24 protein-coding genes are annotated in these 26,942 nt (G+C 66.0%); 7 read left to right on the forward strand and 17 right to left on the reverse strand.

Annotated features, from left to right (window positions below; translation table 11 throughout):
• Positions 1-8: 8 nt before the first annotated feature.
• The 12 genes from CP958_RS11675 to CP958_RS11725 all read right to left on the reverse strand — a co-directional run bounded on the left by CP958_RS11675 (position 9) and on the right by CP958_RS11725 (position 11,766).
• Positions 9-494, reverse strand: coding sequence for a quinol oxidase (locus CP958_RS11675; protein WP_096702133.1), 486 nt, complete (start codon positions 492-494; stop codon positions 9-11).
• A complete protein-coding gene (locus CP958_RS11680) occupies positions 487-1,842 on the reverse strand; it encodes a cbb3-type cytochrome c oxidase subunit I (RefSeq protein WP_096702134.1) in 1,356 nt (451 codons plus the stop codon). The genes CP958_RS11675 and CP958_RS11680 overlap by 8 nt, the downstream gene beginning before the upstream one ends.
• A 63-nt stretch (positions 1,843-1,905) precedes the next feature.
• Positions 1,906-2,409, reverse strand: coding sequence for a hypothetical protein (locus tag CP958_RS11685; RefSeq protein WP_096702135.1), 504 nt, complete (start codon positions 2,407-2,409; stop codon positions 1,906-1,908).
• A complete protein-coding gene (locus tag CP958_RS11690; protein WP_096702136.1) occupies positions 2,406-3,980 on the reverse strand; it encodes a hydrogenase iron-sulfur subunit in 1,575 nt (524 codons plus the stop codon). The genes CP958_RS11685 and CP958_RS11690 overlap by 4 nt, the downstream gene beginning before the upstream one ends.
• Positions 3,981-4,067: 87 nt before the next feature.
• Positions 4,068-4,829, reverse strand: a complete 762-nt coding sequence (locus tag CP958_RS11695; protein ID WP_242442858.1) for an SCO family protein — start codon at positions 4,827-4,829, stop codon at positions 4,068-4,070.
• A 51-nt stretch (positions 4,830-4,880) separates the two neighbouring features.
• Positions 4,881-5,747, reverse strand: a complete 867-nt coding sequence (cyoE, locus tag CP958_RS11700; protein WP_096702138.1) for a heme o synthase — start codon at positions 5,745-5,747, stop codon at positions 4,881-4,883.
• A 94-nt stretch (positions 5,748-5,841) separates the two neighbouring features.
• Positions 5,842-7,524, reverse strand: a complete 1,683-nt coding sequence (locus tag CP958_RS11705; RefSeq protein WP_096702139.1) for a cbb3-type cytochrome c oxidase subunit I — start codon at positions 7,522-7,524, stop codon at positions 5,842-5,844.
• 16 nt (positions 7,525-7,540) lie between these two features.
• A complete protein-coding gene (locus CP958_RS11710) occupies positions 7,541-8,086 on the reverse strand; it encodes a cytochrome C oxidase subunit II (protein WP_096702140.1) in 546 nt (181 codons plus the stop codon).
• A gap of 14 nt (positions 8,087-8,100) precedes the next feature.
• Positions 8,101-8,262, reverse strand: coding sequence for a hypothetical protein (locus CP958_RS26355; protein WP_170958947.1), 162 nt, complete (start codon positions 8,260-8,262; stop codon positions 8,101-8,103).
• Between the two features lie 162 nt (positions 8,263-8,424).
• On the reverse strand, positions 8,425-9,489 hold the full coding sequence (locus tag CP958_RS11715) for a COX15/CtaA family protein (protein WP_096702141.1): 1,065 nt from the start codon (positions 9,487-9,489) through the stop codon (positions 8,425-8,427).
• Positions 9,490-9,506: 17 nt separating this feature from the next.
• The gene (locus tag CP958_RS11720) at positions 9,507-10,085 is read right to left on the reverse strand and encodes a TlpA disulfide reductase family protein (RefSeq protein ID WP_096702142.1); all 579 of its coding nucleotides are present in this window, start codon (positions 10,083-10,085) and stop codon (positions 9,507-9,509) included.
• Positions 10,086-10,185: 100 nt separating this feature from the next.
• A complete protein-coding gene (locus CP958_RS11725) occupies positions 10,186-11,766 on the reverse strand; it encodes a fused MFS/spermidine synthase (protein WP_096702143.1) in 1,581 nt (526 codons plus the stop codon).
• A gap of 189 nt (positions 11,767-11,955) precedes the next feature.
• Between CP958_RS11725 and CP958_RS11730 the strand changes: the two genes are divergently transcribed.
• Together CP958_RS11730 and CP958_RS11735 are read left to right on the forward strand one after the other, a co-directional pair.
• Positions 11,956-12,723, forward strand: coding sequence for a transporter substrate-binding domain-containing protein (locus tag CP958_RS11730; protein ID WP_096702144.1), 768 nt, complete (start codon positions 11,956-11,958; stop codon positions 12,721-12,723).
• Entirely contained in the window at positions 12,720-14,591 is a 1,872-nt protein-coding gene (locus tag CP958_RS11735; RefSeq protein ID WP_096702145.1) for an ATP-binding protein, read from the forward strand. Before CP958_RS11730 ends, CP958_RS11735 begins: the two co-directional genes overlap by 4 nt.
• A gap of 54 nt (positions 14,592-14,645) precedes the next feature.
• On the opposite strand, the gene cysC is transcribed toward CP958_RS11735, so the two are convergent.
• From cysC to CP958_RS11755, 4 genes are read right to left on the reverse strand one after another with little or no spacing between them, the layout of a single operon-like run.
• The gene (gene cysC, locus CP958_RS11740) at positions 14,646-16,586 is read right to left on the reverse strand and encodes an adenylyl-sulfate kinase (protein ID WP_096702146.1); all 1,941 of its coding nucleotides are present in this window, start codon (positions 16,584-16,586) and stop codon (positions 14,646-14,648) included.
• Positions 16,587-16,605: 19 nt separating this feature from the next.
• Positions 16,606-17,406, reverse strand: a complete 801-nt coding sequence (gene cysD / locus CP958_RS11745) for a sulfate adenylyltransferase subunit CysD (RefSeq protein WP_096702366.1) — start codon at positions 17,404-17,406, stop codon at positions 16,606-16,608.
• A 27-nt stretch (positions 17,407-17,433) separates the two neighbouring features.
• Positions 17,434-18,132: a phosphoadenylyl-sulfate reductase gene (locus CP958_RS11750; protein ID WP_096702147.1), complete on the reverse strand. Its 699-nt coding sequence runs from the start codon at positions 18,130-18,132 to the stop codon at positions 17,434-17,436.
• Entirely contained in the window at positions 18,132-20,228 is a 2,097-nt protein-coding gene (locus tag CP958_RS11755; RefSeq protein WP_096702148.1) for a nitrite/sulfite reductase, read from the reverse strand. The genes CP958_RS11750 and CP958_RS11755 overlap by 1 nt, the downstream gene beginning before the upstream one ends.
• Positions 20,229-20,381: 153 nt before the next feature.
• Between CP958_RS11755 and CP958_RS11760 the strand changes: the two genes are divergently transcribed.
• The 3 genes from CP958_RS11760 to CP958_RS11770 all read left to right on the forward strand — a co-directional run bounded on the left by CP958_RS11760 (position 20,382) and on the right by CP958_RS11770 (position 23,231).
• Positions 20,382-20,816 carry a rhodanese-like domain-containing protein gene (locus CP958_RS11760; protein WP_096702149.1) on the forward strand — a complete coding sequence of 145 codons (435 nt, stop codon included), beginning with the start codon at positions 20,382-20,384 and terminating at the stop codon, positions 20,814-20,816.
• A 141-nt stretch (positions 20,817-20,957) separates the two neighbouring features.
• Positions 20,958-22,565, forward strand: a complete 1,608-nt coding sequence (locus CP958_RS11765) for a L,D-transpeptidase family protein (RefSeq protein WP_242442859.1) — start codon at positions 20,958-20,960, stop codon at positions 22,563-22,565.
• 117 nt (positions 22,566-22,682) lie between these two features.
• Positions 22,683-23,231: a DUF882 domain-containing protein gene (locus tag CP958_RS11770; protein ID WP_096702151.1), complete on the forward strand. Its 549-nt coding sequence runs from the start codon at positions 22,683-22,685 to the stop codon at positions 23,229-23,231.
• Positions 23,232-23,278: 47 nt separating this feature from the next.
• On the opposite strand, the gene CP958_RS11775 is transcribed toward CP958_RS11770, so the two are convergent.
• A complete protein-coding gene (locus CP958_RS11775) occupies positions 23,279-23,941 on the reverse strand; it encodes a hypothetical protein (protein WP_096702367.1) in 663 nt (220 codons plus the stop codon).
• A 129-nt stretch (positions 23,942-24,070) separates the two neighbouring features.
• Here CP958_RS11775 and CP958_RS11780 point away from each other — a divergent pair, with 129 nt between their 5' ends.
• Both CP958_RS11780 and CP958_RS11785 read left to right on the forward strand, forming a co-directional pair.
• Positions 24,071-26,152: an ATP-binding protein gene (locus CP958_RS11780; protein WP_096702152.1), complete on the forward strand. Its 2,082-nt coding sequence runs from the start codon at positions 24,071-24,073 to the stop codon at positions 26,150-26,152.
• A 115-nt stretch (positions 26,153-26,267) separates the two neighbouring features.
• Positions 26,268-26,936: a response regulator transcription factor gene (locus CP958_RS11785; protein WP_096702153.1), complete on the forward strand. Its 669-nt coding sequence runs from the start codon at positions 26,268-26,270 to the stop codon at positions 26,934-26,936.
• Positions 26,937-26,942: the final 6 nt, after the last annotated feature.

Raw genomic sequence — 26,942 nt, forward strand, 5'->3', positions numbered from 1 at the left:
TTACGGCGCTACTTGCCCGCCACCACTTCGATGCTGCCGATCATCTTGGTATGGCTGAGACCGCAATATTCGGCGCACTGAAAGCGCACCCTGCCCGAGGCCGGGGCGGTCAGGCTGACCACCCGGACCTGCCCGGGGGTCAGCAGCACCTCGGCCTCGCCGATGGCCGCCGAATGGACGGTATCCTCGGCCAGCAGATGCAGACGGTAGGTCTTGCCGGGCTCCAGCTCCAAAGCGGGGCTGAACTCCCAGCGCTTGGCCAGCATGGGGATATCGGAGCCGGCGGGCGGATGCACCACCGGAATGCCGTCGACGCTCTGGCCGGTGCCATGGGCGGCCAGCAGGGCGAGATGACGGCCGTGGAACTCGGCCAGATCGGCGTTGTAAGTCTCGGACGGCAGGACATCGAGACCGCCGGTGCGGCCCATCAGCCAGCCGAGCGCCAGGATCACCGTCGCGGCCAGCAGGGCGAGCGGCGCGAAACCCTTAAGCATTTTCGCCCTCCCCCCGCTTGAGCAGCCGGGCCAGGGCCATCCACACGAAGATCACTCCGCCCAGCACCGCCAGACCGGTTCCCATGCCCACCACGCCCATGGAAACCTTCTTCCATACGGTATCGAGGCCCTGGTCCACGCCGGTGGTCTTGCGCGGCACGCCGGCGGCGCCGGCCAGGAAGAAGCCCAGGGCATGAACCAACTGGCCCCAGCCGTAGAGATGGAACTGCAGGCGCACCCCCTTCCCCGTCCCGATGCTGCGCCCCAGGGCGGGCAGCAGATGCACCAGCACCACGCCCATCAGACCCAGTTGCACCCCGCCGATAACGGCGTGGTAATGGGACGGCGTACGGGTATCGGCCACTCCCAGGAAGAAGCCGGCGAAGCCGCCGATGGCGAAGACGAACAGCGACAACGCCAGGGACAGGAAGGCGGGCGAGCGCCAGTCGCGCGGCCCCTGCGCGATCCTCCAGACCAGGCAGGCCCCCATCACCAGAGGCGGCAGCGGCAGCCCCACCCACAGCAGGCGGGTGAAGATCTGGCGATGCTCGAGGCCCAGCACGTCGCCGCCCACCACATAGATCAGCGGCGAGATCACCGCGAACAGGGCAAGCGCCGCGAAACCGGCGCGGCCCAACCCGGCCGGCACCGGCCCGACGCCGAAATGACGCTCGGACAGGGCTTGCCAGGCGATCATCAGGATCATGGTGTTGACCAGTTGCAGCACATGGCCGCCACCCCAGAACACCCGCTCGTTGAACAGGTCGGCATCGGTCCCGGCCGGAATCAGCACCCAGGCGATCAGGAAACAAGCCAAGGCGGCGAGATAGGCCAGACCGGCGCAGGCGATGCCAAACGGTACCACCATCCGCGAGCGCAGCACCGGCAGCAGCCGCAGGCAGGCCAGCGCCACGCCGACGGCATGCACACCCAGGCCGATATAGAACAGCCGGTGCCCGACCACCGGAACATAGTTGTTGAGCGAAGGCTCGCCCTGGTCGGCCAGGGCGGGAATCAGCAGCAACAGGACGCCCAGACTGCCGAGGATCAGGGCGATGCGGCCGAGAACGTCGCCCTTGGGACAGGGTGGCGCCGCCATGGCCGACAGCGCGCCCAGGGCGGCCAGGAACCACACCTCGAAGGACAGCACCACATGGGTGACCAGGGCGCGGTAGAAGAAGTGCGGCCCCCAGGGCAGCCAATCCTGCACCTTGGGCGTGCGCGACAGACCCAGCGCCAGGGCCAGCAGGCCGGCGATGGCCAGCGAACCGATGGCCAGCAGCGCCCAGCCGCGCAGTTCGGCCCGCCGAGCCGCCGACAACCCGTCTAGCCTCCAGGAATGATCCATGCCCCTACCGTCCCGGGTTCCGTCCGCGTCACCCCGGCCGGGCGGCCGGGGTGACGACGGTTGTTACTTGAACTCGAACTTGCCGTTCTCTTCGTCGAAATCGACCACGAAAACCTGTCGGGGCGCAAGCTCGACGGTGACTTCGGCCACCTGATCGAACACCTTGGGATCGTTGCCGTCGCGCATGCGCGCCGTGATGACGTGCCGCCCCGACTTGATCTCGCGCGAATCGTAGAAGCGCGAGCGTCCGTCACCCGACAGGCCGGCCGGCTTGGCGGTCTGGGCGAACACCTTCTGGCCGTCGATGTCCATTTCCAGGGTCACGGCATTGCGCTCGCGGCCACAGGAGGTCTTGGCCCGCATGTTGGGCGGCAGCTTGGCCAGTTCCTCGGCCGAGCGCTCCTTGCACTCACCCACCTTCTGGCCGGCATGGGTCAGCGACAGTTTCAGCAGGGCATTGCCCGGGTCGTGCTGACGATAGACCGGATGCGAGGCGAAATAGGCGATCATCAGGGCGAAGGCGGCGTAGGCCACCGCCTGACCGGCGATGTGACGGGGCTTGATCATTCCGCCACCCTCCGCTTGGTGGATTCGGGACGTTCCATGGGCGGCAACTCCTCCAGCGCCACCCGGAAGGCGGCCAGTTCGCCCATCAGGGCCTTGGTCTCGGTGCTGGCGGCCCAGAACAGGCGCACCCGCTCGCGCGGCACGGCGCCACGCAGCTTGGGCACGCGCTCGCCGTTCATGCGCAATTCGGTCCATTCCGGACCCAGGCGGTAGAAGCACTCACCGGGACGGCAGGCGGTGACCAGCACGCCGTCGGCCAGGTCCTTGTTGAAGACGTAATCGATCAGCGACGGCGGCATCATGCCGGTGCAATGCAGCGGCAGCACGCCAACCGACGGTCCCTTGAGATGGTCGAGGACCGCTCCGTGCTCACAGCCGATGATCAGGACGCGGTTCTTGCCCACCAGACCGTGGGTACGGGCCGAAACCCGCTTCACCATCAGGTCGAAGGTGAAATCGGGAATATCGATGGCGGTAGCGCGGGTCTCGCCCGTATGGGGCAGGAACGGATTGGTCTTGTTGCACGACGCCATGCACATGCCGCAACTGGTGCACAGATCGGGCTGCATCACCGCCAGCTTGGGGCTGGAGTGCAGTCCATCGGTACGCGGGCGCAGCACCACGGCGCCGAACGGGCAATCCGAGGCGCAATTGCCGCAGCCGTTGCACAGGTCGGAGGTCACCACGGCGGCGGCGCGGCGCTTGCGGCCAAAGGCCATCCACGGCATCAGCGACAGGAACAGCGAGGCGCCGATGGACACCGCCCAGGTCACCAGCGGGCCCTTGGCGTCATACAGCGGATACAGCGCCATGAAGTACCAGTCGGGATTCAATTCGCCGATGGACTTGCCCAGGTCGGCGGCCGGATGGCTCTGGGCCGGATGGAGCAGCGACAGCGCCACCAGCATGATCGTGGAGCCGATGACCAGCGGACGTGGCGGATTGGTGTTGGCGCGGTTGATGCGCAGGATATGCACCCACATGGCCATCAGCAGGAACAGCGGCACGGCGATGTGAATGAAGATCAGCAAGGTGAAGAAACGGTCGGTCAGCGCGCCGGGATTGAGGAAGTTGCGCGCGATGCTCTGGCCGAAAATGCCCAGGTAATCCATCCACTCGGCGGTGCCGATGGCCAGATACTGCGCCAACTCGTCCCACACCAGCCAATAGCCGGTGACACCCGAGCTGAACACCATCCAGATCAGCGGCACGCCGGTGAACCAGGCGAACCAGCGGGCGCCGTGATAACGGTCCAGGCACCACTCGCGCACCAGATGCAGCATCATGGTCAGCACCATGGCGTCCGAGCCATAGCGGTGCAGCGAGCGGATCAGGCCGCCCCAATACCACTGCTCGCGCGAGATATGCTCGATGGAGTTCCAGGCGCGCACCGCGCTGGTGTCGTAGGGCACGAACAGGTACAGGCCCGAGGCGCCGACGATCCAGAAGAAGAACCACGACATGGCGCCCAGGCAGTACATGGGGTTGGACTCGCGGCCCACCAGCATGTCCCAGCCGCTTTCCAGGCGGAAGAGGCCCGCTCTGACGGCGGATTTGATTGGATTAGACAAGGCGAAATTTCCTTTTCGTTTCCATTTTCTTGCCCCCTCAACGGGCGCTTCCATGTTCTCGCCCCCTGAACGGGGGCAGGCGGGGTTCTAGCGCGGCACCCTTCGGCTGTCGCGCCACATGCGGATGGTCATCCAGATGATGGTCAGCACGGCCAGAAGGCCCGACCCGATGCTGAGAAAGATGCCGTAATCAAAGCGATAAGCGTCGGAATGGGGATCGTAGACGGTGCAGAAGAAGCGCACCCGATCGCTGATGGACTGGATCGAGGTCAGCGCCGCGGTACGGCCCAGTACCAGGTCCTTCAACGGCTCGACCAGCAGCGGCAGCTCGAAATTCTCGCCATAGACCTGCCGGTAGATGCGGCCCTCGCCATCCAGAACCGTGGTCTGGGCGATATGGTCGAACCCGCGCGAGGTCACGTACCAGGTAAAGCCCAGTTCGCTGGACAGCGCCTCCATGGTGGCGGGATTACCGGCCAGGAAGGTCCAGCCCTGCAGGTCGATCCCCTGCTGCCTGGCGAAGACCTTGAGGTTCTCCGGCGTGTCGCGCACCGTATCGAAACCGATGGACAGCACCTGGAAGCTGTCCTTGCCCAAGGCCTTGCGTGCGCCCGACACGGCGCGGGCCACGTTCTGGGTGGTCACCGGACAGGTGTGGTCGCAGGCGGTGTAGATCATGCTGATCACCACCGGCTTGCCCCGGAACTGGGTGATGTCCACCGGCTGGCCGTCCTGATCCATCAGCCGGTGCGAGCCCACCACGTTGCCCTCGGCGGCGCGCGAACGCTTCAGCGCCTCCTCCGCACTGGCGGAGACGGTCGGCGCCGCATGGGCGGCGGAGCCTCCCACAACGAGGAGCCCCAACAGAATCAGAACAGTTGAGCGTATCATGGCGGAGTTCTAACCGGCCAGCAGCGGCTCCACCATGACGGCGGTCAAGAGCAGTACCAGCTGGATCAGCGAGGCGAAAAAATTGCCCATGGCCGCCTTGCGGCCGGGGCGCATGACCAGGAGGACGCTCTTGTAGAGGAACCACAGGCCGCCCAGCAGCGCCGCCCCCAGATAAAGCGGCCCGGCGCCGAAAAACGCGGGCAGCAGCGACGAGGCCACCAGAGCGACGGTGTTGGCCAGGATGATCCAGTTGGTTTCGGATTCCGGCTTGACCACCGGCAGCATGGGAATGCCGGCGGCGGCGTAATCGTCCTTGAGCGCGGTCGCCAGGCTCCAGAAATGGGGCGGCGTCCACAGGAACAGGACCAGGGCCAGGATCAGCGATTCGGGGCTCAACGTCGGCACCGCCACGGCGGCGCCAGCCAGCACCGCGAAGCTGCCCGACAGGCCGCCGATCACGATGTTCCAGGCGGTGCGGCGCTTCAGCCAGACGGTGTAGACGATGCCGTAGACGAAGGCGCCGAGAAAGACATGCAGCGCCGCCCAGGCGTTGGCGACGAAGGCGGCCAGGGCCACCGCGGCAACGGTCAACGCCAGCAGCCCCAGGGGCCACAGCGGACCGGCGGCGAACTGGCCGGTGGCGAAGGGACGGTTGCGGGTGCGGTTCATCATCGGATCGATGTCGCGCTCCCAGTAATGATTGAAGGCGCCGGCCGCGGCGGCCGACAGCAGAACGGCCACGGCCACGGCCACGACCTGAGAAGTCGCGGGAACGGCACCCGGCGTCACCAGGGCTCCGGCTATGGCCGCCAGGGCGCAGAATACGCCGATGCGCAGCTTGAACACCGATGCCAGGACTTTGAGGTTCGCCGTCATCACCCTCTCCCACCCTTCCACACAAGAATACTTAAAGCTTGATTGGGAAACGGGCGGGACCCGAAGGTCCCGCCCGCCTTTACCCAAGACCGGATCAGCTCATGATCCAGGTGCTGGCCAGATACTTCCAGTTGACGAAGTAGTACAGGACAAACACCGTCAGGAAGAGCAGAGCCAGGGTGAAGGTACCGGGAACGGCCACGTGATCGGCATTGCCGTACGAAGCCACCGGCGAGGGCGCCGGAGCGGCGGCGGCCGGGGCATGCACCACCGGCTTGCCGAACAGCACCGAACCCACGATCACCAGGACGAACAGGGCGCCGCCGACCACCGCGATGCACGCCGCCACGCCCACGATGCCCATCATAAGGAAGGCAGCGGGAGCATGGGAGAAGGCATGCGGAGCGTCGGAGAAGGCCATGTCCCAGTGACGACGGGACACACCCAGGGTACCGGCACCCATCATGAACAGCGAGAACACGCCCATGCCCAGGCCGAACAGATACGGCTGGAGCTTGGCCAGGCCCGGCAGGATCAGCTCGCGGCCGAACAGCACCGGGACCAGGAAGTAGGTGATCGCCATGAACGCCAGCGTCGTACCAGTCGCCACGGTCGCGTGGAAGTGGCCGGGCACGTAGATGGTGTTGTGGATCATGATGTTGATCTGTTCCACGCCCATGGTGACACCGGAGATGCCGCCAAGGAAGCCGAACAGGATCAGGGACAGGAACATGCCCGAGAACACCGGATTACCCCAGGGGGCCTTCCGGAGCCATTCGAACATGCCGTTGTTGAAGCCCTTGCGACGCTGAGCCGCCTCGATGCAACCCGGGACGGTCAGGCCGTGGATCATCGAACCCAGCACGGCGAGATACATGCCGTACGAGGTGTTGAAGATCTTGAAGGAGGACGACAGGCCGGGTTCCACCAGCAGATGGTGGGCCGAAGCGATCTGCAGGAAGAAGATGTAGGTCAGATAAGCACAGCGGCTGACCTTCTCGGACAGCGGCTTGGCGCCGAACAGGATCGCGGCGATGGCGTACCACACGGCAATGTGGGCGGCCACGTTGATCTGCTGCGACGAGTGACCCATGCCCCACCACACGACCTTGTACATCAGCGGGTCGATATGGCTGATCAGCCCGATGGACCACAGGAAGGTCGGGATCAGGATGATGGCGCCGGAGGCGATGGTGTAGACGGCGATGATGCAGGCCACCAGCGCACCGAAGGTGACCAGCGGGATCGACCCTTCATAGGTCTTCTCGGCCTTGGCGACAACCAGGGTACCGAGGAAGATGAAGCAGGCGATCAGGGCACCCACGGCGAACAGGATCAGGCCCACGTAGAACAGCGGGTCAGCCTGCATCGGCACGTAGGAGGTCATCATCACGCTGGAATTGCCCTCGAGGACCTTCCAGTTGGTGATGGCGGCGCCCAGAACCATCAGGGCATACGCAACCCAGCCCATCTTGGGCGTGGCGATGCGGGTCTGCAGCAGGATGGACGAGGCGAAGTACATCAGGGCAACTTCGAAGAAGATGCACCAGACGATCAGAATGTCGATACCGTGCGCGGTCAGCGCCAGGTAAAACAGGTCGGCCGGCAGCAAGTGCACGGTCGGCCAACGGGTCAAAGCCACAAGAAGACCGAACAGACCGCCGAGGGCCAGCACCACGATGGCGGTGACCGCGTTGACCTTGATCAGCTTCTCTGCGTCGTCATGGATCTTGAGACCCGTGAAGCCGCAGGTTCGAAATACGGGCTTGGCAACCATTTGCGCTCCCCCTCGATTACTTGCCAGCCACGACTCGGAGCTTTCCGAGCATGGTGTGGTGGCCGATACCGCAATATTCGTTGCAGATGATGCCGAAATCGCCGCTATCGGTCGGGGTGATGGTCACCACCTCGTCGATGCCGGGATGGACCTGCAGGTTGATGTTGGCGGGCTGCACGGAGAAACCATGCTGCCAATCCAACGACGAGAGGTGCAGACGGTAGCTCTTGCCCTTTTCGAGCTCGAGAACCGGATACCACTCCCACAGGCGGGCCATCATGTACACGTCGGAACCGGCCGGGGGACGAACCACCGGGGTCTTGGCGTGACCTTCTTCACCAACCTTGTACTTCTCTACGAAAGCGTCCACGCGGGCCTGATACGCATCCGGCTGGATACGATAGGCTTCGTTGGACATGTTCTGGGTGCCCTTGAGGTGCCAGAGCGGCATCATGGCGAACATGATGAGCGCCCAGGTCAGGGCGATGATCACCCAAATGACCTCGGTCTTCTCGACGGGCTCATTGAACCAGACTTTTTGCTCCGGAGGAGTAATAGACATGTATTATCCCTCCCTTACTTGGCGATCGGCAGCTGGGCGACTTCCATGATCCCCCAGATCGTGTAGGAAACCGTCGGCACTACCACACCGATAAAAAGCAGCAGGAACGGATTATCCAGGATGCGCTGCATCGCCGGAATCTGCTCCTCCTCCTTGCCTTCGACTGAATTGGACATCGATCGAACTCCCTTGGCATTTCCGAAAAAACTCCGGACGACCGGACCATGAAGCTCGCATTACGGAAAGTTCATCTCCTTGACTTTGGTAAAGTCGGGATGACTCAATCGCCTTGATCGACTACATTTTTCACGGGAGTTTCACGAACCGGCAAGCCGGTTTCAGATGCGCCGGCGCAGGTCGTGAATGGCCCACAGGCACAGGGTGAGGAGCGCCATGGCGCCCATCTGATGGGCCGAGGCCAGCGAGACCGGCACCACCATGACCAGGGTGCCGATGCCCAGACCCACCTGGACCAGAGCCATGATCCCCACCGCATGGATGGCGGCGGGCGTCTGCGCGCCCAGGCGGGCGCGGGCGCGGAACCACCCGACCAGCGCCACCACGATGGTGACCTCGGCCAGGGTGCGGTGACCGAATTGGACGGTCTTGATGTCCTCGAACAGGCTGATGAAGCCCTCGGGGAACAGGTCCCTGGGGACGATGGCGCCGTCCATCAGGGGCCAGGTGTTGTAGATCAGCCCGGCCTTGAGCCCGGCCACCAGACCGCCGAACAGCAGGGTGATCACCACCAGGATGGTCAGGCCGGCCAGCCAGGACATGGTCCCGCCGGCCTCGCCGTGCAGACGGCGCGGCGACGGACGGTGATCGGCCAGGATGTCGAGGGCCAGCCAGAACATCCAGGCGTGGATGAGGAAGGCCAGGGCCAGATGGGCGGTCAGCCGGAAATGGGAGACGGCGGGGTTGTCCACCAGACCGCTCTTGACCATGAACCAGCCCATGCCGCCCTGGGCGGCGCCCAGCAGGAACACCCCGACCAGCCGCGGAATCATCGCCTTGCCGATGCGGCCCGAAAAGGCCAGCCACAGCAGGGGCAGCCCGAAGACCATGCCGATCAGCCGGCCCCACACTCGGTGAATATATTCCAGCCAGAAAATTCCCTTGAAGTCGGCCAGGCTCATGCCGGCATTGACCTTCAGGTATTCGGGGGTCTGCTTGTACTTGGCGAAGAACAGTTGCCAATCGGCTTCGTTGAGGGGCGGAACGATGCCGACGATGGGCTCCCACTCCACCATGGACAGGCCGGAATGGGTCAGGCGGGTCAGACCGCCCAGCAGCACCATCACCGCCACCATGAAGCAGCAGGCCAACAACCAGATCGCCACGTCGCGGTGAGCCCCGTTGGCAAGGTCGGAACGGCCAAAGGATCGCGACATGGTGGTCATTCCTCCCCCCTTAACGCTCAGCGGGCCGTGACGGGCATGGACGGAAGGGTCAGCAGGTCGAGAATGATATCCACCACGCCCGGCTGCGACCAGTCGGCCTCGCCTTCCATGCGGGCGGTTTCCTCGCCCTTGACGTTGACCAGCAGGGCGGTGGGCATGCCGCGTACATTCAGCGCCTTGGACACCGCGCCGTCCTGATCGAGGATCACCGGCAGGTCGAGGCCCTGATCCTGCAGGAACTTCTTGGCCACCGGGGCGCCTTCCTTGTCCACGTTGATGGTCAGGACCTGGATACCCGCCGCCTCGGCCAGGGGCTTGAACTTGGCGAACAGCGGCAGCTCACGCACGCAGGGAATGCACCAGGTGGCCCAGAAGTTCACCACGGTGGGCTTGGTGATGCGCGCGAAGAACGGCTTGGTCTCGCCGGCCATGTCGGTGGTCATGGGATTTTCCAGCGGAATGGCGTAGTCCGGCCGGCGCATGGATTCCTTCACCAGAATGGGAGTGGGCTGCGGGCGGCGGATCTGGATCGCCGTTCCGGCCACCATGGCGACGATCAGCGAAAGGGCCACCAGAATGAGAATGCGGTCGGACATCGTTTACCTTCCAAAATACGGCCCGGAGTAGACCACGGCGACGGTGACGATGAACTTGCTTTTGGTCAAGCGCCCTCACCCGGCGGACCGCACCGGCCCGTCAATCCGCCAGAATGGGGTCGGGAACGGTGCTCACCGCCCCGCGGCGATAGGCCATCTGGGCCGAAGCGGCCAGGGCGGCCAGCGGATTGTCATCGTCGGAGAGCGTCGGCGCGCCCGCCACCAGCGGCGAGGCGGCGTCGACGATCCGCAGGGATTTCAGCGAAGCAGCCATCTGTTCCGCCATGTGGGGAGAAATCCGATCGGTCGCTTCGACCCGCATGGCGGCGAGATGGTCAAGACGGCCCGGCTCGCGGGCGGCGAACAGGAAACCGTTGGTGATCGGCCTGGACGGCGGGTGCGCCTGCTCGACAAAGGCCACCCGCCCGAACACATCGGCCAGGGTGGCGAGGACGGCGCGGGTCGGCTCCATATGGGCGGCGTCGAGGAAGCTGTTGATGGCCACCACGCCGCCTTTCGCCAGACAGCGCCGCACATCGGCGAAGAACTCGCGGGTCAGCAGATGCTCGGGGATACCGTCGCCCGAGAAAAGATCGACGAAGACGATGTCGTGATCGGGGCCGCAACGGCGCACCTGGGTACGGGCATCGGCGAACACCAGTCTGGTCCCCGGCCCCGGACGATAGTTGAAATGATCGCGGGCCGCCTCGAAGGCACGGCGGTTGATCTCGACCACCTCCACCGCCGCCCCCCTGGCCTCGAAAGCGGCGGGGATCACCCCGGCGCCCAGGCCGAGCACCAGGATCTTGCGGGGCGAGGGAACCAGATGAATGGCGCCGGCCTCGAGGAAATGGGTGAATTGCAGCGCCGGCCGCCCGTCGGCGTGAAAACCGTTCTGGGCCAGCCCGTCGTTGAACAGCACCCGCAGCATGCCGGCCCCCTCGCCCACCTCCACCACCTTCAGCACTCCGAAGGCCGAGGGATAGGTGGCGATGGTGGTCCAGGGACGGTTCTCGCCATCGCGCGCCGTCCGCCCGCTCCGCCCGGCAGGATCGAGCAGGCCCAAGGCCAGGGCGGCGGCCAGCCCGCCCAACGCCACGGCCAGCACCCGCCCCCCGCGCCCTCCCACGGCGCCCAGCAGGCAGAGGATCGCGGCGATGAGCAGAATGGAGTGGCGGCCGCTGAGATAGGGGATCAGGCCGAAAGCGGCCACCAGCACTCCGGCGACCGAGCCGACGGTGCTGATGAAGAACACCCGGCCCGCCCCGGCATCGGCCTCGCCGTGCAGGGGACGCTCCAGGGCCACCAGCAGGGGATTGAGCGCCGACAGCAGGACCAGGGGCACGGCCAGCAGCAGCACGGAGGCGAGGAACGCCCCGCCCACCAGACTCATCTCGGCCAGCGGCCCCAGGCAGACCGGATAGAGCAGGACGGCCGCCACCAGCCACGCACCCGACAGGGCCGGGCCGAGGTAAAAGGCGCCGCGAAGCTCTCCGGCGGAACGGCCCCGGCAGAAGACACCGCCGTAATAATAGCCGAGGGCCAGGCACGACAGGGTGACCGACAGGATACCGGTCCAGATCAGCAGGCTGACCCCGAAGAACGGCGTCATGATCCGCGAGGCGATCAGTTGCAGACAGAGGATCGCCGCCCCCGTGATCACGATGGTCGCCCGCGCCATTCTCCTCCCTTCCCCACCGTGCTTGGCCGCCGGGACTATGGCAAATCGCGAACCAACAAACCACCCTCACCGGTCGGCGACGGCCCCCACCGACAGGACGGCGGGCGGGTCGCCAGCCATCGATCTTCGGCGATGCACAGGCACCCTCGACTCATGGTATAGTTGGCCTACCGAAAGGTGGGAAATCCGATGAGACATTTCACCTGGGAAATAGGCAGGGCCGTCGCCCTGGGCCTGCTGGCGCTATGCATGGCCCTGCCCCGGCCGGGGCAGGCGGACGACGTGCTGCGCTTCTCCACCGGAATGATCGATCCCTGGACCAATGCGGCGGGCACCGGCTTTCACCAGCTTCTGATTCGCGAGATGCTGACCAAGCTGGGCAGGGCGGGGGAACTGGAAGTCATCCCGGCCTCGTCGCGGGGCATCAAGCTTGCCGACGATGGCATCATCGACGGGCTGACCGGGCGGGTGGCCGGCCTGGAACGGGAATATCCCAATCTGGTCGCCGTCCCCGAACGGATGTTCGTCAACGATTTCGTGGCCTGTACCCTGCCCGGCGGCAAGCCCCCCGCCGACTGGGCCGCCACGGCGCCGTTCTCGGTCGCCTACGTCATCGGCTGGCAGATCTTCGAACACAACCTGCCGCCGGTGCGGCAACTGACCACCGTGAAGGATTCCGCCCATCTGCTGGGCCTGCTCAGGGCCGGGCGGGTGGAATTGATCCTGCACGAGCGCTGGCAGATCCTGTGGCTGGCCCGCGAGCTGAACATCGCGCTGGTCTGCGCCGAACCACCCCTGGCCAAGGTTCCCATGTTCATCTACCTCAACCGCCGCCATGCCGGCATGGTCCCGGCGCTGGCCGACATCCTGCGCCGGATGAAATCCGACGGCTCGTACGAGGCCATCGCCAGCCGGGTCTTCGGCGGCCTCGGCGCTTCGGTGACGGGGCTGCAATGACCTTCGCCGCCGCCCTGGCCCGCAAGGGCAGCGTCGCCCACCGACTGATCATCCGCCTGGGCGTGGTGGGGCTTGTCCTGGCGCTGCTCATGGCGGTGGGGCTGATCCTCGCCGACTACCACATCACCACCCAGCGGGCCGAGGAGCGCTTTCGGCAGATCGAGGCCGGCTACCTCGCCAGCGTGACGGAAAACGTCTGGCTGCAGGACGCCGAGCGGCTGGCCCAGCTGGTGACCGGCATCCGGCAGTTTCCCTATGTCCAACTGGTCCGCGTCACCGACGAAGGCGGCGCCGTCCTGGCCGAGGAAGGCGGCCGCGAGGATAGCGACGAGCTGACGGCCTCCTATCCCCTGACCCGGAATTATTCCGGACGCGATCTGGACATCGGCCGCCTGGACGTCTCGGTGAGCAAGAGCAGAATGCTCACGCCGGTGATCCACCGGGCCGGGCTGCTGTTCCTGGCCAACATCGTCCTGATGGCCGGCATCCTGGCCACCCTGTACTGGCAGGTCTACCGGCTGATCGCCCAACCGCTGGCCCGCATAGCGGCCCATGTGCGCCATATGAATCTCGACAAGGCCGACTGGGAGATGCCCCTGGATGCTCCCCACGACGAGTTGAAGGACCTGGCGGCCGCCTATGCCGAGATGCGCCACGCCATCGAGCGGGGCTACCACGCCGTCCAGTCCCGGGAAGAGCACCTGCGCATCCTGTTCGACAATTCCCCGGTTTCCCTGTGGGAGGAGGATTTCTCCAGGGTCAAGACGGAGCTGGAGTCCCTGCGCGGACAGGTCGTGGGCGGGATGGAGGCCTATCTCGACAGCCATCCGGACGTCGTCGACCGTTGCGCCGCCCAAGTGGTGGTGGTCAACGTCAACGCCGCCACCCTGGCGCTGCACAACGCGCCGAACCGCGCCGCCCTGCTCGGCAATCTGGAAAAGACCTTCACGCCAACCTCGCGCCAGGCCTTCGCCCGCCAGATCATGGCCATCTGGAACGGCGAGACCCAGCTTTCCGTGGAAGGCGAGGTCAAGACCCTGGACGGCGACCCGCGGACCGTGGTGGTCCATTGGCGGGTTCCTCCGGGACATGAGGAACGGCTGGACCGGGTGCTGGTGGCCCTGGAGAACATCACCGACCGCAAGACGGCCGAGCGGGCCCTGGCGGCCTCCGTCGACAAGCTGATGCGCACCAACCGGGAGCTGGAACGGATGACCGAGATCACCGCCCACGACCTGCAGGAACCGGTGCGCGGCATCGTCAGCTTCAGCCAGTTGCTGGAACGCCGGGTCGGCCGGACCCTGGATGCCGATACCCACGAATTGCTGGATTACCTCGCCAAGGCCGGACGGCGGATGCAGGAGCAGATCCACGGCCTTCTCACCTATGCCCAGACCGCCCCGCTGGACGGCCGTATCGGGCCGACACCCCTGGACGCCCCCCTACGCCTGGCATTGAAAGGACTGGCGGACCAGATCGGGCGCGGCGGCGCCTCGGTCGAGGTCGGGCCTCTGCCCCGCGTGATGGGTGATCCGCAACTGCTGGCCGACCTGTTCACCCGGCTGATCGACAATGGCCTGAAATTCACCCGCGCCGAGTCCCGGCCCCGGATCGAGATCACGGCGACCACAGGGGACGGCATGGTCACCGTGGCGGTGGCCGATCACGGCATCGGCATCCTGCCGTCCTATGCCGGCGATGTTTTCCAGGTATTCCGCCGGCTCCACGGCCCCGACCAGTTTCCCGGCATCGGCATCGGCCTGGCCATCTGCCGCAAGATCGTCGAGCGCCTGGGTGGGCGCATCTGGATCGACACCTCGGTGACCGAAGGCTGCACCATCCGCTTCACCCTGCCGGAAGCGCCATAGGAAAAGGGCGCCGCCCTCGAAAGGCGACGCCCTTTCCATAATTCCATGAAAGCCTCAGAGACCCCAGCCGTTGGCCTGCTCGCGGGCCGACAGCGAGAACGACTTCTCGATATAGCGCAGCAGGTCGGCCACGGTTTCGTCGACACTCTTGCCCTCGGTGGCCAGGGCCAGTTCCGGCAGGGCCGGAGGCTCGTAGGCCGAGGAAACACCGGTGAAGTCGGCGATCTCACCGGCACGGGCCTTCCTGTACAGTCCCTTGGGGTCACGACGCTCGCATTCGTCCAGGCTGGTCGCCACGTGCACTTCGTGGAAGGCATCGGGGTTGATGGCGCGGACCTTCTCGCGGTCGGCGCGGAAGGGCGAGATGAACGAGGTCACCACCACCATGCCGGCATCGGCGAACAGATGGGCCACCTCGCCCACCCGGCGGATGTTCTCGGCGCGGTCGGCATCGGAAAAGCCCAGATCGCCGCACAGGCCGGTACGCACGTTGTCGCCGTCCAGCACGGTGACCTGCCAGCCCTTGAGGAACAGCTGGCGCTCCACCTCCATGGCGATGCTCGACTTGCCGGCGCCCGACAGGCCGGTCAGCCACACCACGCCGCCGCGATGGCCATTGGTGATGGCGCGGGTTTCGGCATCCACCTTGTGGGGTACCTGGGTGACGTGGGAGGAGCGGTTGCGGGCCTCGTCCGAGGGAGTTTCGGCGATGACGCCGCCGCCGACGATGTCGTAGCCCTCGACCAGGACGAAGCGGCCCAGACGGGGATTGTCCACGAACGAGTCATGGGCGATGGGCGACTTGGCCCTGAACACCACCTCGGCGACGGCGTTGCGCGCCACCTCGGTACCCTGGTGGTTGGCGAGGTCCTCCACGTCGATGACCCGCTCGATCTTGGTCACCTCGACCACGTGCTCGGCGGTGGCCAGCTTCAGCTTGTAGCGCGAGCCCACCTTGAGCGGTCCCCTGCCCAGCCAGAAGACGCGGGCCTTCAGATCGTGGGACTGATAGGGAGCATGATGCTCCAGGCTGGCGACATTGCCGCGCTCGACGAAAATCTGCTCGTCGAGAGTGATGCCCACCGACTGCCCGGCTCCGGCCGAAACCGACGCGACGGAATTGCCCCAGGTCTCGATGGTGGCGATCTTGGCCATCTTGCCCGACGGCGAGAACACCAGGGTATCGCCCACCTTGAGGCGGCCGGATTCGATGCGGCCGGCGATGATGCGGCGCTCGTCGAACTTGTAGACGTCCTGCACCGGCAGGCGCAGTGCCAGATCGGTGGCGGGCTTGGCCGGCTCGAAGCGATCCAGCGCCCCCAGCACGCTGGGGCCGGTGTACCAGGGGGTCTCGGGCGCAAGGGAAGCGATGTTGGCACCTGAGCGGGCCGCCACCGGGATCACGTAGGTGGGCTCGACGCCGATGGAGTTGAGATAGGCGACGATCTCGGCCTTCACTTCCTCGAAGCGGACCTCGGAGAAGTCGACCAGATCCATCTTGTTGACCGCCACGGCGATCTGGCGCAGCCCCAGCAGATGCAGCAGGTAGCCATGGCGGCGCGACTGCTCCTGCACGCCCTCGTCGGCGTCGATGACCAGCACGGCGGCCTCGGCGGAAGCCGCGCCCGACACCATGTTCTTCAGGAATTCCTTGTGGCCGGGGGCATCGATGATGACGTAGGGCCGGGCCTCGGTCTTGAAGCGGATCTGGGCGGTGTCGATGGTGATGCCCTGGTCGCGCTCGGCCTGCAGGGCGTCCATGACGAAGGCCCATTCGAAGGGCATGCCGCGCTTGTCGCAGACTTCCTTCAGGTATTCGACCTTGCCCTCGGGCAGCGCCCCGGTCTCGTTGAGGATGCGGCCGACCAGGGTGGACTTGCCGTGGTCCACGTGGCCGACCACGACGATCTTCATGGGAGAAGCGTTCTGGGGCGAAGCGTTCTGGGACACGGAAACCTCTGGGCTTACTTTAAGGGCGGTTGCGGTGCTGCTCATGATATCAGGTGCCCCTCGCTCACATATAGCCGCCGGCGCGCAGACGCTCGAAGGCGTCCTCGGATTCCTTGTCCTGGGCGCGGCCCGAACGTTCGGAAATCTTGGTGGTCTCCAGTTCCTCGATGATCTCGGCCACCGTCGACGCGGTGGACGCCACCGAGCCGGTGCAGGGCGCACAGCCCAGCGAGCGATAGCGCCGCCCGTCCTTGGCGAAATAGAGGTCGACCATGGGGATGTTCTCGCGCTCGATATAGCGCCACACATCCAGCTCGGACCAGGCCAGCAGCGGGTGGATGCGCAGGTGGGTGCCGGGCGCGAAATCGGTCTTGAACTGGTCCCAGAACTCGGGCGGCTGGTCCTTGAAATCCCATTCGGCCGACTGGTTGCGCGGGCTGAACACCCGTTCCTTGGCCCGCGTGCCCTCCTCGTCGCGGCGGATGCCGGCGATGACGCCGGTGAAGCCGTGCTTGGCCAGCAGGGCCTTCAGCCCCTCGGTCTTGAGCGCGGTGCAGCACTCGACGCGGCCGTTATGAGGCCCCATGCCGGCGGCCAGCGCCTCGGTGTTCTCGCCGACGATCAGCGGCAGGTTCCATTCCTTGGCGACCCGGTCGCGGAACTCGATCATTTCCGGGATCTTGTGCTTGGTGTCCACATGCAGCACGGGGAACGGCACATGGCCGAAGAAGGCCTTGCGGGCCAGCCACAGCATGACGTTGGAATCCTTACCGATCGACCACAGCATGGCGATCTTGTCGAGGCGGTTGAAGGCCTCGCGCAGGATGTAGATGGATTGGCTCTCCAAGGCGTCGAGATCGTTCATGATCATCTCTTTATTGTCTTTCCGCGTTCAGATCCCGGCGCCGTCGAGGCCCAGGGACATGGTGTGAATACCGCATTCGCTTTTGCCCTTGCCGGCCCAGCGCCCGGCACGGGCGGGCTGGCCGGGGTCCACCGGACGGGTACACGGCCAACACCCGATGGAACGGTAGTTCTGCGCCACCAGCGGATGGCGCGGCAGGTTGCGGCGAAGGAAATGGGCCTCGATCTCCTCGGCCCGCCAATTGGCCAGCGGACTGATCTTGAGCACGCCGCCGGCATTCTCGAGGGTCGCAAGATGTTCGCGCTCGAAGCCGTGAGCCCGCTTGCGCCCATCCACCAGACCGGCATACCCCGCCACGGCGCGGGCCAGCGGCCGGACCTTGCGCAGTTCACAGCAGCGATCCTCGTCGGTCCGCCACAAATCCTCGGCCAGGGCCAATTCCTGGTCATTGGGACGGACCACCACCACATTGGTCAGACCCAGGCGACGCTCCAGTTGGTAGCGATACTCCAGAGTCTCATCAAACAGTTCGTTGGTGTCGAGAAAAATCACCGGCATACCGGGGTCCACCTCGGCGACCAGATCGAGCAGCACGGCGGATTCCGCCCCGAAGGACGAGGTCACCGCCATACGCCCGGCCAGTTCGCCCCCGACCAGGGCAGCCAGCAATTCCTTGCCGTCCAGATGACCGTGGGCGCGGATCAGGTGTTCCACGTCGAGGGACATCAGGCCACCACCGCCAGGATCGAGGCCAGATCGCCCACCTCGGCCACCACCGGCGCCTTGGGCTTGTTGACCAGCACGCCCACCGTGTCGATGAAGTAGGCCACCGCCTCGCGGTAGGACTCGGCGTCGCCGGTCACCAGGGCGGAAGTGCGCTCGGCCAGCACCGATTCGAAGGCGTTGACCGCCTCGATGGTCGCCGCCTGGGACGAGCGGAACAGGGCGAACACCGCCTCGGCATCCTGATCATCCTCGGTCACCACCCCATGGCCGGCCAGCAGCAGGCGGATGGCGTAGACGGTGGCTTCCTCGCCGGCCTTCAGCGCCTCGGGCCAGCGGCCACGGGCCAGAAAGCGGTCCAGGTTGATCAGCCCGTCATCGGCCAGATCGGTGTAATAGGTGGTGCTGACCTGGGGAGCCGCGCACTCGCCCTTGGCCTTGGGCGGACCGACGAAGACGTCCCTGTCGCCCCAATCGGTGAACAGATCCTCGCCCTCGCCCGCCGCCAGCGGCTTCAGCACATCGTTGATACCGTCCTTGCCCAGACGCTCGGCCCAGGCGCGGACGCTCTCGCCCTTGGCGCGGGCCGCCTGGATTTCCCGGCGCAGCAGGGCCACGGCCCGGTTGGCGAGACGGGAGGGAACGATGGGGCCTTCGATCCCCACCTGGCCGGCATAGGCGTCGCCGCCGAAATGCAGCTGGTAGTGGGGGGCCGGCTTGCCGTCGATCTTCTTGCCCATGCCGTGCAGACCGATATCGGCCACATGGTGCAGGCCGCAGGAATTCTGGCAGCCCGACACGTGCACCGAGACACCCTTGGCATCGGCCGCGCCCGATTTCAGAGAAAGCTGAGCTTCCTTCTCCACCTGGATGCCGAAGCTCTGGGAATTGGTGATGCCGATGCGGCAGGTGGTGGTGCCGGGGCACGACACCACGTCGGGCACCTCCTCGGCGCTGGCGGGAATGTCGAAGCCCAGGGCGCGGACGGCCTCGGTCACCGTGTCCACCTTGTCCCGAGCCACGTCCAGCAGGGCGAGCTTCTGATCACGGGTGGTGCGCAGTTGGGTGACGCCGGCCGATACGGCGATATCGTAGAGCGCATCCAACTGGTCCGAGTCGATGATGCCCAGCGGTATGTAGATCACCAGGGCCACCTTGCCGTCATGGCCTTGTACCACGCCGGCCGGGGTGCGGGCCACCGGGGCCTCCACCGGCTTGCGCCAGGAAAGCGGCTGCCAGGGGCGCTGCTGCAGGCTCCGCAGGCGCTCGAATTCCTCCTGGAACAGGGCGGTGAACTTCTCGGCGCCGAAACGCTTCAGCACGAACTTCAAGCGGGCCAGACCGCGGTCGCGGCGGTTGGAATAGCGCTGATGCAGACGAGCGACGGCCTCGACCACGGTGGGCAGGTCCTCCTCGGCGACGAAGGACAGGACCTCCACCGCCATGACCGGCTGGCCACCCAGGCCGCCGCCGGCCAGGACCTTGAAGCCCTTCTTCCCGTCCTTCTCCACCGCGATGAAGCCCAGATCATGAATGGGCGAGGCGCCGCAATCGGTGGCACAGCCCGACACGGTGAACTTCATCTTGCGCGGCATGTGCTGGACCAGGGGATGGCGAATCCAGGTCCGCGCCAGTTGCTCGGCCACCTTGCCGGCGTCCACCAGTTCGCGGCCGCAGGCGCCGGCCAGGGCGCACGACGTCATGTTGCGGAGCGTGTTGCCGCAGGCCTCGCGGGTGGTGATGCCGCCGGCATTGAGGATTTCCAGCATGTCGGCGGAGCGCTCCAGCGGCACGTAATACAGCTGGAAGTCCTGCCGGGTGGTGATGTGGGCCGGGCCCTTGGCGAATTCGCGATTGACGCGGGCCAGGGTCTTCAGCCAAGGAGTCGGCACGATGCCGCCGGGAATCTTGATACGGACCATCTGGACGCCGGCCTGCTTCTGACCGTAAACGCCGTAGCGCAGGCGGAAGGCGGTAAAGCGCTCGGCATCCCACTCGCCGCTCTGATGACGCAAGAGGGCCTGCCGGTATTCCGCCATATCGGAAGAGCGGACCAGCGGCTCGATGACGGAGAGGTCGGCGTGGGTGGCGTCCTTCATGACTGGTCCTCTTGCTTTTTTTACACACAGCAATGTGTATGATGTCGATGAACTACGGTTTACCCCACATTTCACACCCCGGTCAACATTTTTTCGTGTACAATATATCTATTATGCACTAGAGATTATGTAGTTTCTAACCCGGAGCCTTTCATGAGCAACCCGTCCACCCCCGGCTATGCCGGAGAAATCTCCCCCGCCGCCGCCTGGGAGCGCCTTGCTTCCGACCCGTCGGCCAAGGTCATCGACGTCCGCACCCAGGCGGAATGGTCGTTCGTCGGCGTACCCGACCTGTCGCCGGTCGGCAAGCAGGTTCTGCTGGTCTCGTGGCAGGTCTTCCCCACCATGGCCCGCAACGACGCCTTCGTCGCCCAGGTGGAAGCCCATGGCGTGAAGAAGGACGACACCTTGCTGCTGCTGTGCCGCTCGGGCGTACGCTCGCGCGCGGCGGCCGAACTGTTGACCCAGTTGGGCTATACCGGCGCCTGGAACGTCACCGACGGCTTCGAGGGTCCTCATGATTCCACCAAGCACCGCGGCGCGGTGGCGGGGTGGAAAGCTTCGGGCCTGCCCTGGGCGCAAGGCTGACGACTTGTGATAATTCCCTGCGGCGCCCCTGTTGCCCGTTGACACCCGGGCCGATTGGATCGATATCGAGTCGTGCGGAAGGGCATACCCTCCCGCCAATGGTGCTGTTCGCCCGCCCGTCGGGCTAGAGGTCATACGGTATTGTCGTCGCGCCCGCTGCTTTTCTCTCTGACCATGGGCCTGGCCGTCTTCGGCTGGGAGCCATCGGCGCAGGCCCAATCCGCCGCTGAAACCCAGCGCCGGCTCGAGGCGGCCATCACCGCCGCCCCGCTGGTCGAACCCGCCCCCGAGGGCAAGGCGCTGCGCGACTTCTATCGCGGGCGCCAGGGGCAGGCCGCCTGGAGTTCCGCCACCGCCGAAGCCCTGCTGCGCGAGGCCCGCGCCCTGGCGACGGCCCAGGGTCTCGACCCCGCCACCTATGCCTTGCCGACGGCGGGAAGCGATTTGGACGGCGACGTGCTGGTCAGCGCCACGCTGCTGCGCTTCGGACGCGATCTGGCCATCGGCGCGGTGCCGCCCGCCCGCAATGTCGGCGGGTTCGGCGCCGAGACGCGCAATGATTTCGACGGGGTCCGCTTCCTCAAGGCGCTGGCCGAGGGCAAGCCCCTGGCCGAGCAGATCGAGACGGTCTCCCCCCATTACGTCGGTTATGTCCGGCTGCGCGACGGTCTGGAAAAGGCCCGCGCCATCGCCGTTTCCGGCGGCTGGCCCACCCTTCCCGACGGCGCCAAGCTGGTCCCCGGCGAGACCGACGAGCGCGTACAGGTACTGCGCCGCCGCCTGATCGCCTCGGGCGACCTGGGAGAGGCCTTCTCCGAGGGCAAGACCTATGACGGCCCGCTGATCGAGGCGGTGAAGCGCTTCCAGCTCCGCCACGGCCTCGATCCCGACGCCACCATCGGCGGCAAGACGCTGGCCCATCTCAACGTTCCCGCCGACGCGCGGGCCCGGCAGATCGCCGTCAATCTGGAACGCTGGCGCTGGATGCCCCGCACGTTCGGGCGCAACCACATCGCCGTCAATATCGCCGCCCAGCAGATGGAAGTGGTCGAGGACGGCAACATCACCATGACCATGCGGGTGGTGGTGGGCGACACCAAGCACCCGACGCCGAGCATGAACACCACCATGAGTTCGGTGGTGCTCAACCCCGCCTGGCGGGTGCCGACCAGCATCGCCAACAAGGAAATCCTGCCCAAGCTGCGCAAGGACCCCAACTACCTGAGCAGCAGCAAGCTCCAGATCGTCGACTACCCCGAGGGCAGCCCCGAATCGGCGGGCGACGGCGTGGACTGGAACGCCATCGGCAAGAAGTTCCCCTATCGCCTGCGTCAGCCGCCGGGGCCGGACAACGCCCTGGGCCAGTTGAAGTTCAACCTGACCGATTCCGACGACATCTACATGCACGACACCCCCAACCGGAAGGCCTTCGGCCGCTCGTACCGGGCGCTGTCCCATGGCTGCGTGCGGCTGGAACGGCCGGTGGAACTGGGCGAGATGCTGCTGGGCTCGCGCTGGCAGGGCAAGCTGGCCGAAAACATCTCCGCCAACCGCTCGACCCGCACCCTGATGCTGGAGCGGACCACGCCGGTTTATATGATGTACTGGACCGCCTGGGCCGACGAGAGCGGAAATCTCCACTTCCGCGACGACCTTTACGGCCACGACCGCCGGCTGATGACCGCCCTGGAGCGCGCCCGCACTCCGGCCATCCGTCCGGCCACGGGCCGCACCGCCGGCGCGTCCTGACCTACCCACCCCTACCCGTTCGCGGAACCAAGGGGTAGTTGACTCCCGCCCGCCCCAAAATGGTAATAAGGTCTCCGCCCGAGGGGGAGTGCCTCGGACAACAGGGACGGAGGGGGAATGTTCGATAAGGCGAAGAGCCGACGTGGCTTCCTTGGACTCGGTCTGAGCGCGGCAGCCACCCTGGTGGTCAGCAATCCGGTCGAGGCCGCGGTCCGCCGCCTGCCGGAACGCCAGATCCATCTGTACAACACCCACACGGGCGAGACCTTCAAGTCCGTCTATTGGGCCGAGGGGCACTACCAGACCAAGTGCATCGCCCAGATCAGCCGCTTCCTGCGCGATCACCGCAACAATCAGGTCCACCCCATCGACCCCAAGCTGCTCGACCTGATGACCTCGGTCCAGCGCAAGGTGGGGGCCAAGGGGCCGATCCACATCATCTGCGGCTACCGCTCGCCGACCACCAACGCCATCATGGCCTCGCTCAGCGACGGCGTCGCCACCCAGTCCCTGCACACCCAGGGCAAGGCGGTGGATATCCGGCTGCCCGGCCACGGCACCCGCATGGTGGGCAGAGCCGCCCTGTCGCTCAAGGGCGGCGGCGTCGGCATGTATCCCGAATCCGATTTCGTCCACATCGACACCGGTCGCGTGCGGACCTGGTAGAATGAGAACGCGGCCGTGACGGCCGCGTTTCGCTTCATTCCCCGCCCCTACTTCCCCTTGCGCCCTTCAAGCAGCGGCCGGAGGTTCTCCACCGCCTGGACCACCTTGTCCGGCGGCACCTGACGCAGGTCGAAGCCGAACCAGCCCTTGGGCAGGTCGAACATCTGACGCTCCACCGCTCCGACCCGCACGTCGGACAGGCTCATCTCCACCGGAGAATCGTCGCCATCGGTGCTGCTCAGCACGCCGACCGCCTTGACGACGATGCCGTCGCGGCTGGTCCAGATGTCGCCGGTGAAGCCACCCTTCGGCCCCTCGGCCCGGGTCTTCCAGCGGGTGGCGCGCAGACCGGCCACATTCTCCTCGCGCAGACGGGTGCGGTTGACCTGCCAGGCGTCGAGGCCGCCGACCATGCCGGCGGCGGCCCGCAGCGACAACCCCACGTACCACTTGCCCGACAGCCCCAGCAGATAGGCGGCGTCGGCGTTGCGGTCGATCAGGACGCCCTGGCCGCCGCCGCTGGTGGCGACCTCGCGCCGCTCCAGGCCCGGCATATGCCAGACCCGGCCATGATAGGTGCCGCGCGACGAGGTGACCGAGAAGGCGGCGGTATAGGAAGCCGGCACGTCCAGCAGGTCGAGGGCCGGCTCGGCCGCCAGGGCGGGCAGCCCCCAGGCAAGCATGAACAACAGGGCGATGAGATGGCGCACGGGAAAGCCTCGCTGATGACCGGCGGGCAGCAAAGCACGGGCAAGCCGCCGGCTCAAGGGGCCAGAAACAATCCGGTTGCGCCGCCACCGGCCTACCGTATCATCATCGCGAGGCATGGAGAGGACGCAATGTCCCAGGGCAGCGACAGGAATACCGGCCGGCGCCGGATGGATCAGGCCGCAAATCTGCTGGTCCGCGCCACCGAAGCGCTGCTGCAGGCCTCGGACGAATTGGAACTGCTGGAACAGATCTGCCTGATCGGCGCCGAGGCCGGTCATTGCCTTGCCTGGATCGGCTATGCCGGGCAGCCGCCCGAACGCAAGGTGACGGTCATGGCCCGCGCCGGCCTGGCCGCCGACTATCTCGACGATCTGGCCCTCAGTTGGAACGACGACGAAGCCGGCCAGGGTCCCACCGGCATCGCCATCCGCAGCGGCCAGCCCTATGTGCTGGCCGACACACGATCCGATCCGATCTTCGCCCCCTGGCTCCACAGGGCGGAGTTCCACGGCATCCGCTCGGGCGTCGCGCTGCCGGTGGGCGAAGGCGACCAGCGCATCGGCGCCCTGATGTTCTATTCCACCCAGCCCGACATGTTCGACACCCAGGTGGTCGGCATGCTGATGGGGGTGGCCCGCAACCTGTCCCACGGCATCGCCACCCTGCGCATGCGCGCCCGCCACCAGCAGATCGCCAAGGAACTGGCCGAGAGCGAACAGCGCTACCGCTCGCTGGTGGAATTGGCCCCCGACGCAATCGTCGTCCATGGCCACGGTTCCATCCTGTTCGCCAACCATGCGGCCATCCACGCCTTCGGCGCCAGTTCCTGGGCACCGCTCACCGGTCGGGCGGTCCTCGATCTGGTCCACCCCGACAGCCGTGGCGACGCGCTGGAACGCCTGGACTCGCCGCCGCCCGGCCACGTCCTCAACCACTACCGGCTGCTGCGCCTGGACGGCTCGGCCTTCGACGCCGAAGTCCTGGCCTGCTCCATCTCCTTCCGCGGCCTGCCGGCCCGCCTGCTGGTCGTCCGCGACATCAGCGAGCGCACCAGGGTGCAGGAGACCCTGCTGCAGACCGCCAAGCTGGCCACCTTGGGCGAAATGGCCGCCGGGCTGGTCCACGAACTGTCCCAGCCGCTGAACATCATCCGCCTGACCTCCGAGGGCGCCCTGATGCTGATCGAGCGCGACAAGGCCAGCCAGGAGTTCCAGACCCAGCAATTCGCCCTGATCGCCGAGCAGTGCGAGCGCACCGCCGAGATCATCGACGACATCCGCATCTTCTCGCGCCGCGACACCACGCCCATCCAGGTGTTCGACGCCGCCCTGGCGGTACGCTCGGCCATCGAGGTGCTGGACGGCCAGTTCCGTCCCGACGGCATCGTCGTCCACCTGGAACTGCCTTCCGGCCCGCTGCCGGTACGCGGCCGGCGCATCCAGTTGGAGCAGGTGATGATGAACCTGCTCAACAATGCCCATCACGCTCTGCGCGACTCCAAGGAGTCCATGCCGGCCGACTGGAGCGGCGAGATTTCCGTCCGCGCCGCCCGCCAGGGCGACCATGTGGAGATCGCCATCGCCGACAACGGCCCCGGCCTGCCCGAGAGCATGAAGGCCCACCTGTTCGAGCCGTTCTTCACCACCAAGGAGGCCGGACGCGGCACCGGCCTCGGCCTGTCGGTCAGCCACGGCCTGATCACCGCCATGAAGGGCTGCCTGACCCTGCAAGACAGCAAGGTGGGGGCCTATTTCGTCATCAGCCTGCCCCTGGACCTGGACGCCGCCGGGCCGGTTCCCCTGCCCGCCCTGTCACCCGGCCTGGCCCAGGCCGGATCGGACGACGCCCATATCCTGGTGGTGGACGACGAGACCACCGCCGCCCGGACCCTGGCCCGCTACCTGCGGGAGCTGGGCTACCGGGTCAGCATCGCCGGCACCGGTCTCGAAGCCTGGAAGCTGTTTTCCGACGACCCCGCCGACGTGGTCATCACCGACCTGCGCATGCCGGCCGGCAATGGCGAGCAACTGGTGGAGAAGCTGCGCGACTATGATCCGCTGCTGCCCATCGTCATCGTCACCGGCCATCTGGGTGCCACCGAACGGGTAGCCGCCAATCTGGAGGATGACCGCTGCGCCGTTCTGAAAAAGCCGGTGGCTCTGGCACAACTGGGGGAATTAGTCACGGTGTTCCTTAAGCCTCCGACCTAGTATATTTTTTAGGGATACTCTTTGACGCCATTGTTTGTTCCCAAAAGCTTGTTTAAACTTTCGAGTAGGTTGGGGTGGCTTGGCATAAGGTGAATTAATTTTGGGAGCGGGACTCATGCAAATCCTGGTGGCCGATGACCACAAGCTGGTCCGCGATGGGTTGAGACCCTTTCTCCAGGAGCTCGAGCCCGGCGTGGAAATCCTCGACGCCGCCACCCTGGGTGAAGCCATCAAGGTTATCGATGAAACCCCAGGTATCGGCCTTGTCCTTCTGGACCTGATGATGCCCGGCATGGACGGGCTCTCCGGTCTGCAGCAGATCAAGTCCCGCGTTCCGGAAACCCCGGTGGTGATCGTCTCGGGCTATTCCACCCGCGACCACGTGGTGTCGGCCGTGCAGGCCGGCGCCGCCGGCTTCATCCCCAAGACGGTCAGCGGCACCGCCATGGTCAATGCGCTGCGTCTGGTGCTGTCGGGCGAGAAGTACCTGCCGTCCAGCACGTTCTTCGAGGACCCCAGCAACCAGACCATCACTCCGGTCACCGCCAAGCCGGCCGGCGCGCCGCCGCCCTTCGACCGCCTGTCGCGGCGCGAGGGCGAGATTCTCGCCCAGTTGGTCGAGGGCCGCACCAACAAGGAAATCGCCATCGCCCTGTCGCTGCAGGAAATCACCATCAAGGTCCACCTGCGCAACGTCTACCGCAAGATCGGCGCCGCCAACCGCGCCCAAGCGGTGCGTATCGCCCTGCAATCGGGCTGGGTGATGCCGGAAGTCATCAACTGACCCGAC

The sequence above is a fragment of the Magnetospirillum sp. 15-1 genome (assembly GCF_900184795.1).
Classification (GTDB): domain Bacteria; phylum Pseudomonadota; class Alphaproteobacteria; order Rhodospirillales; family Magnetospirillaceae; genus Phaeospirillum.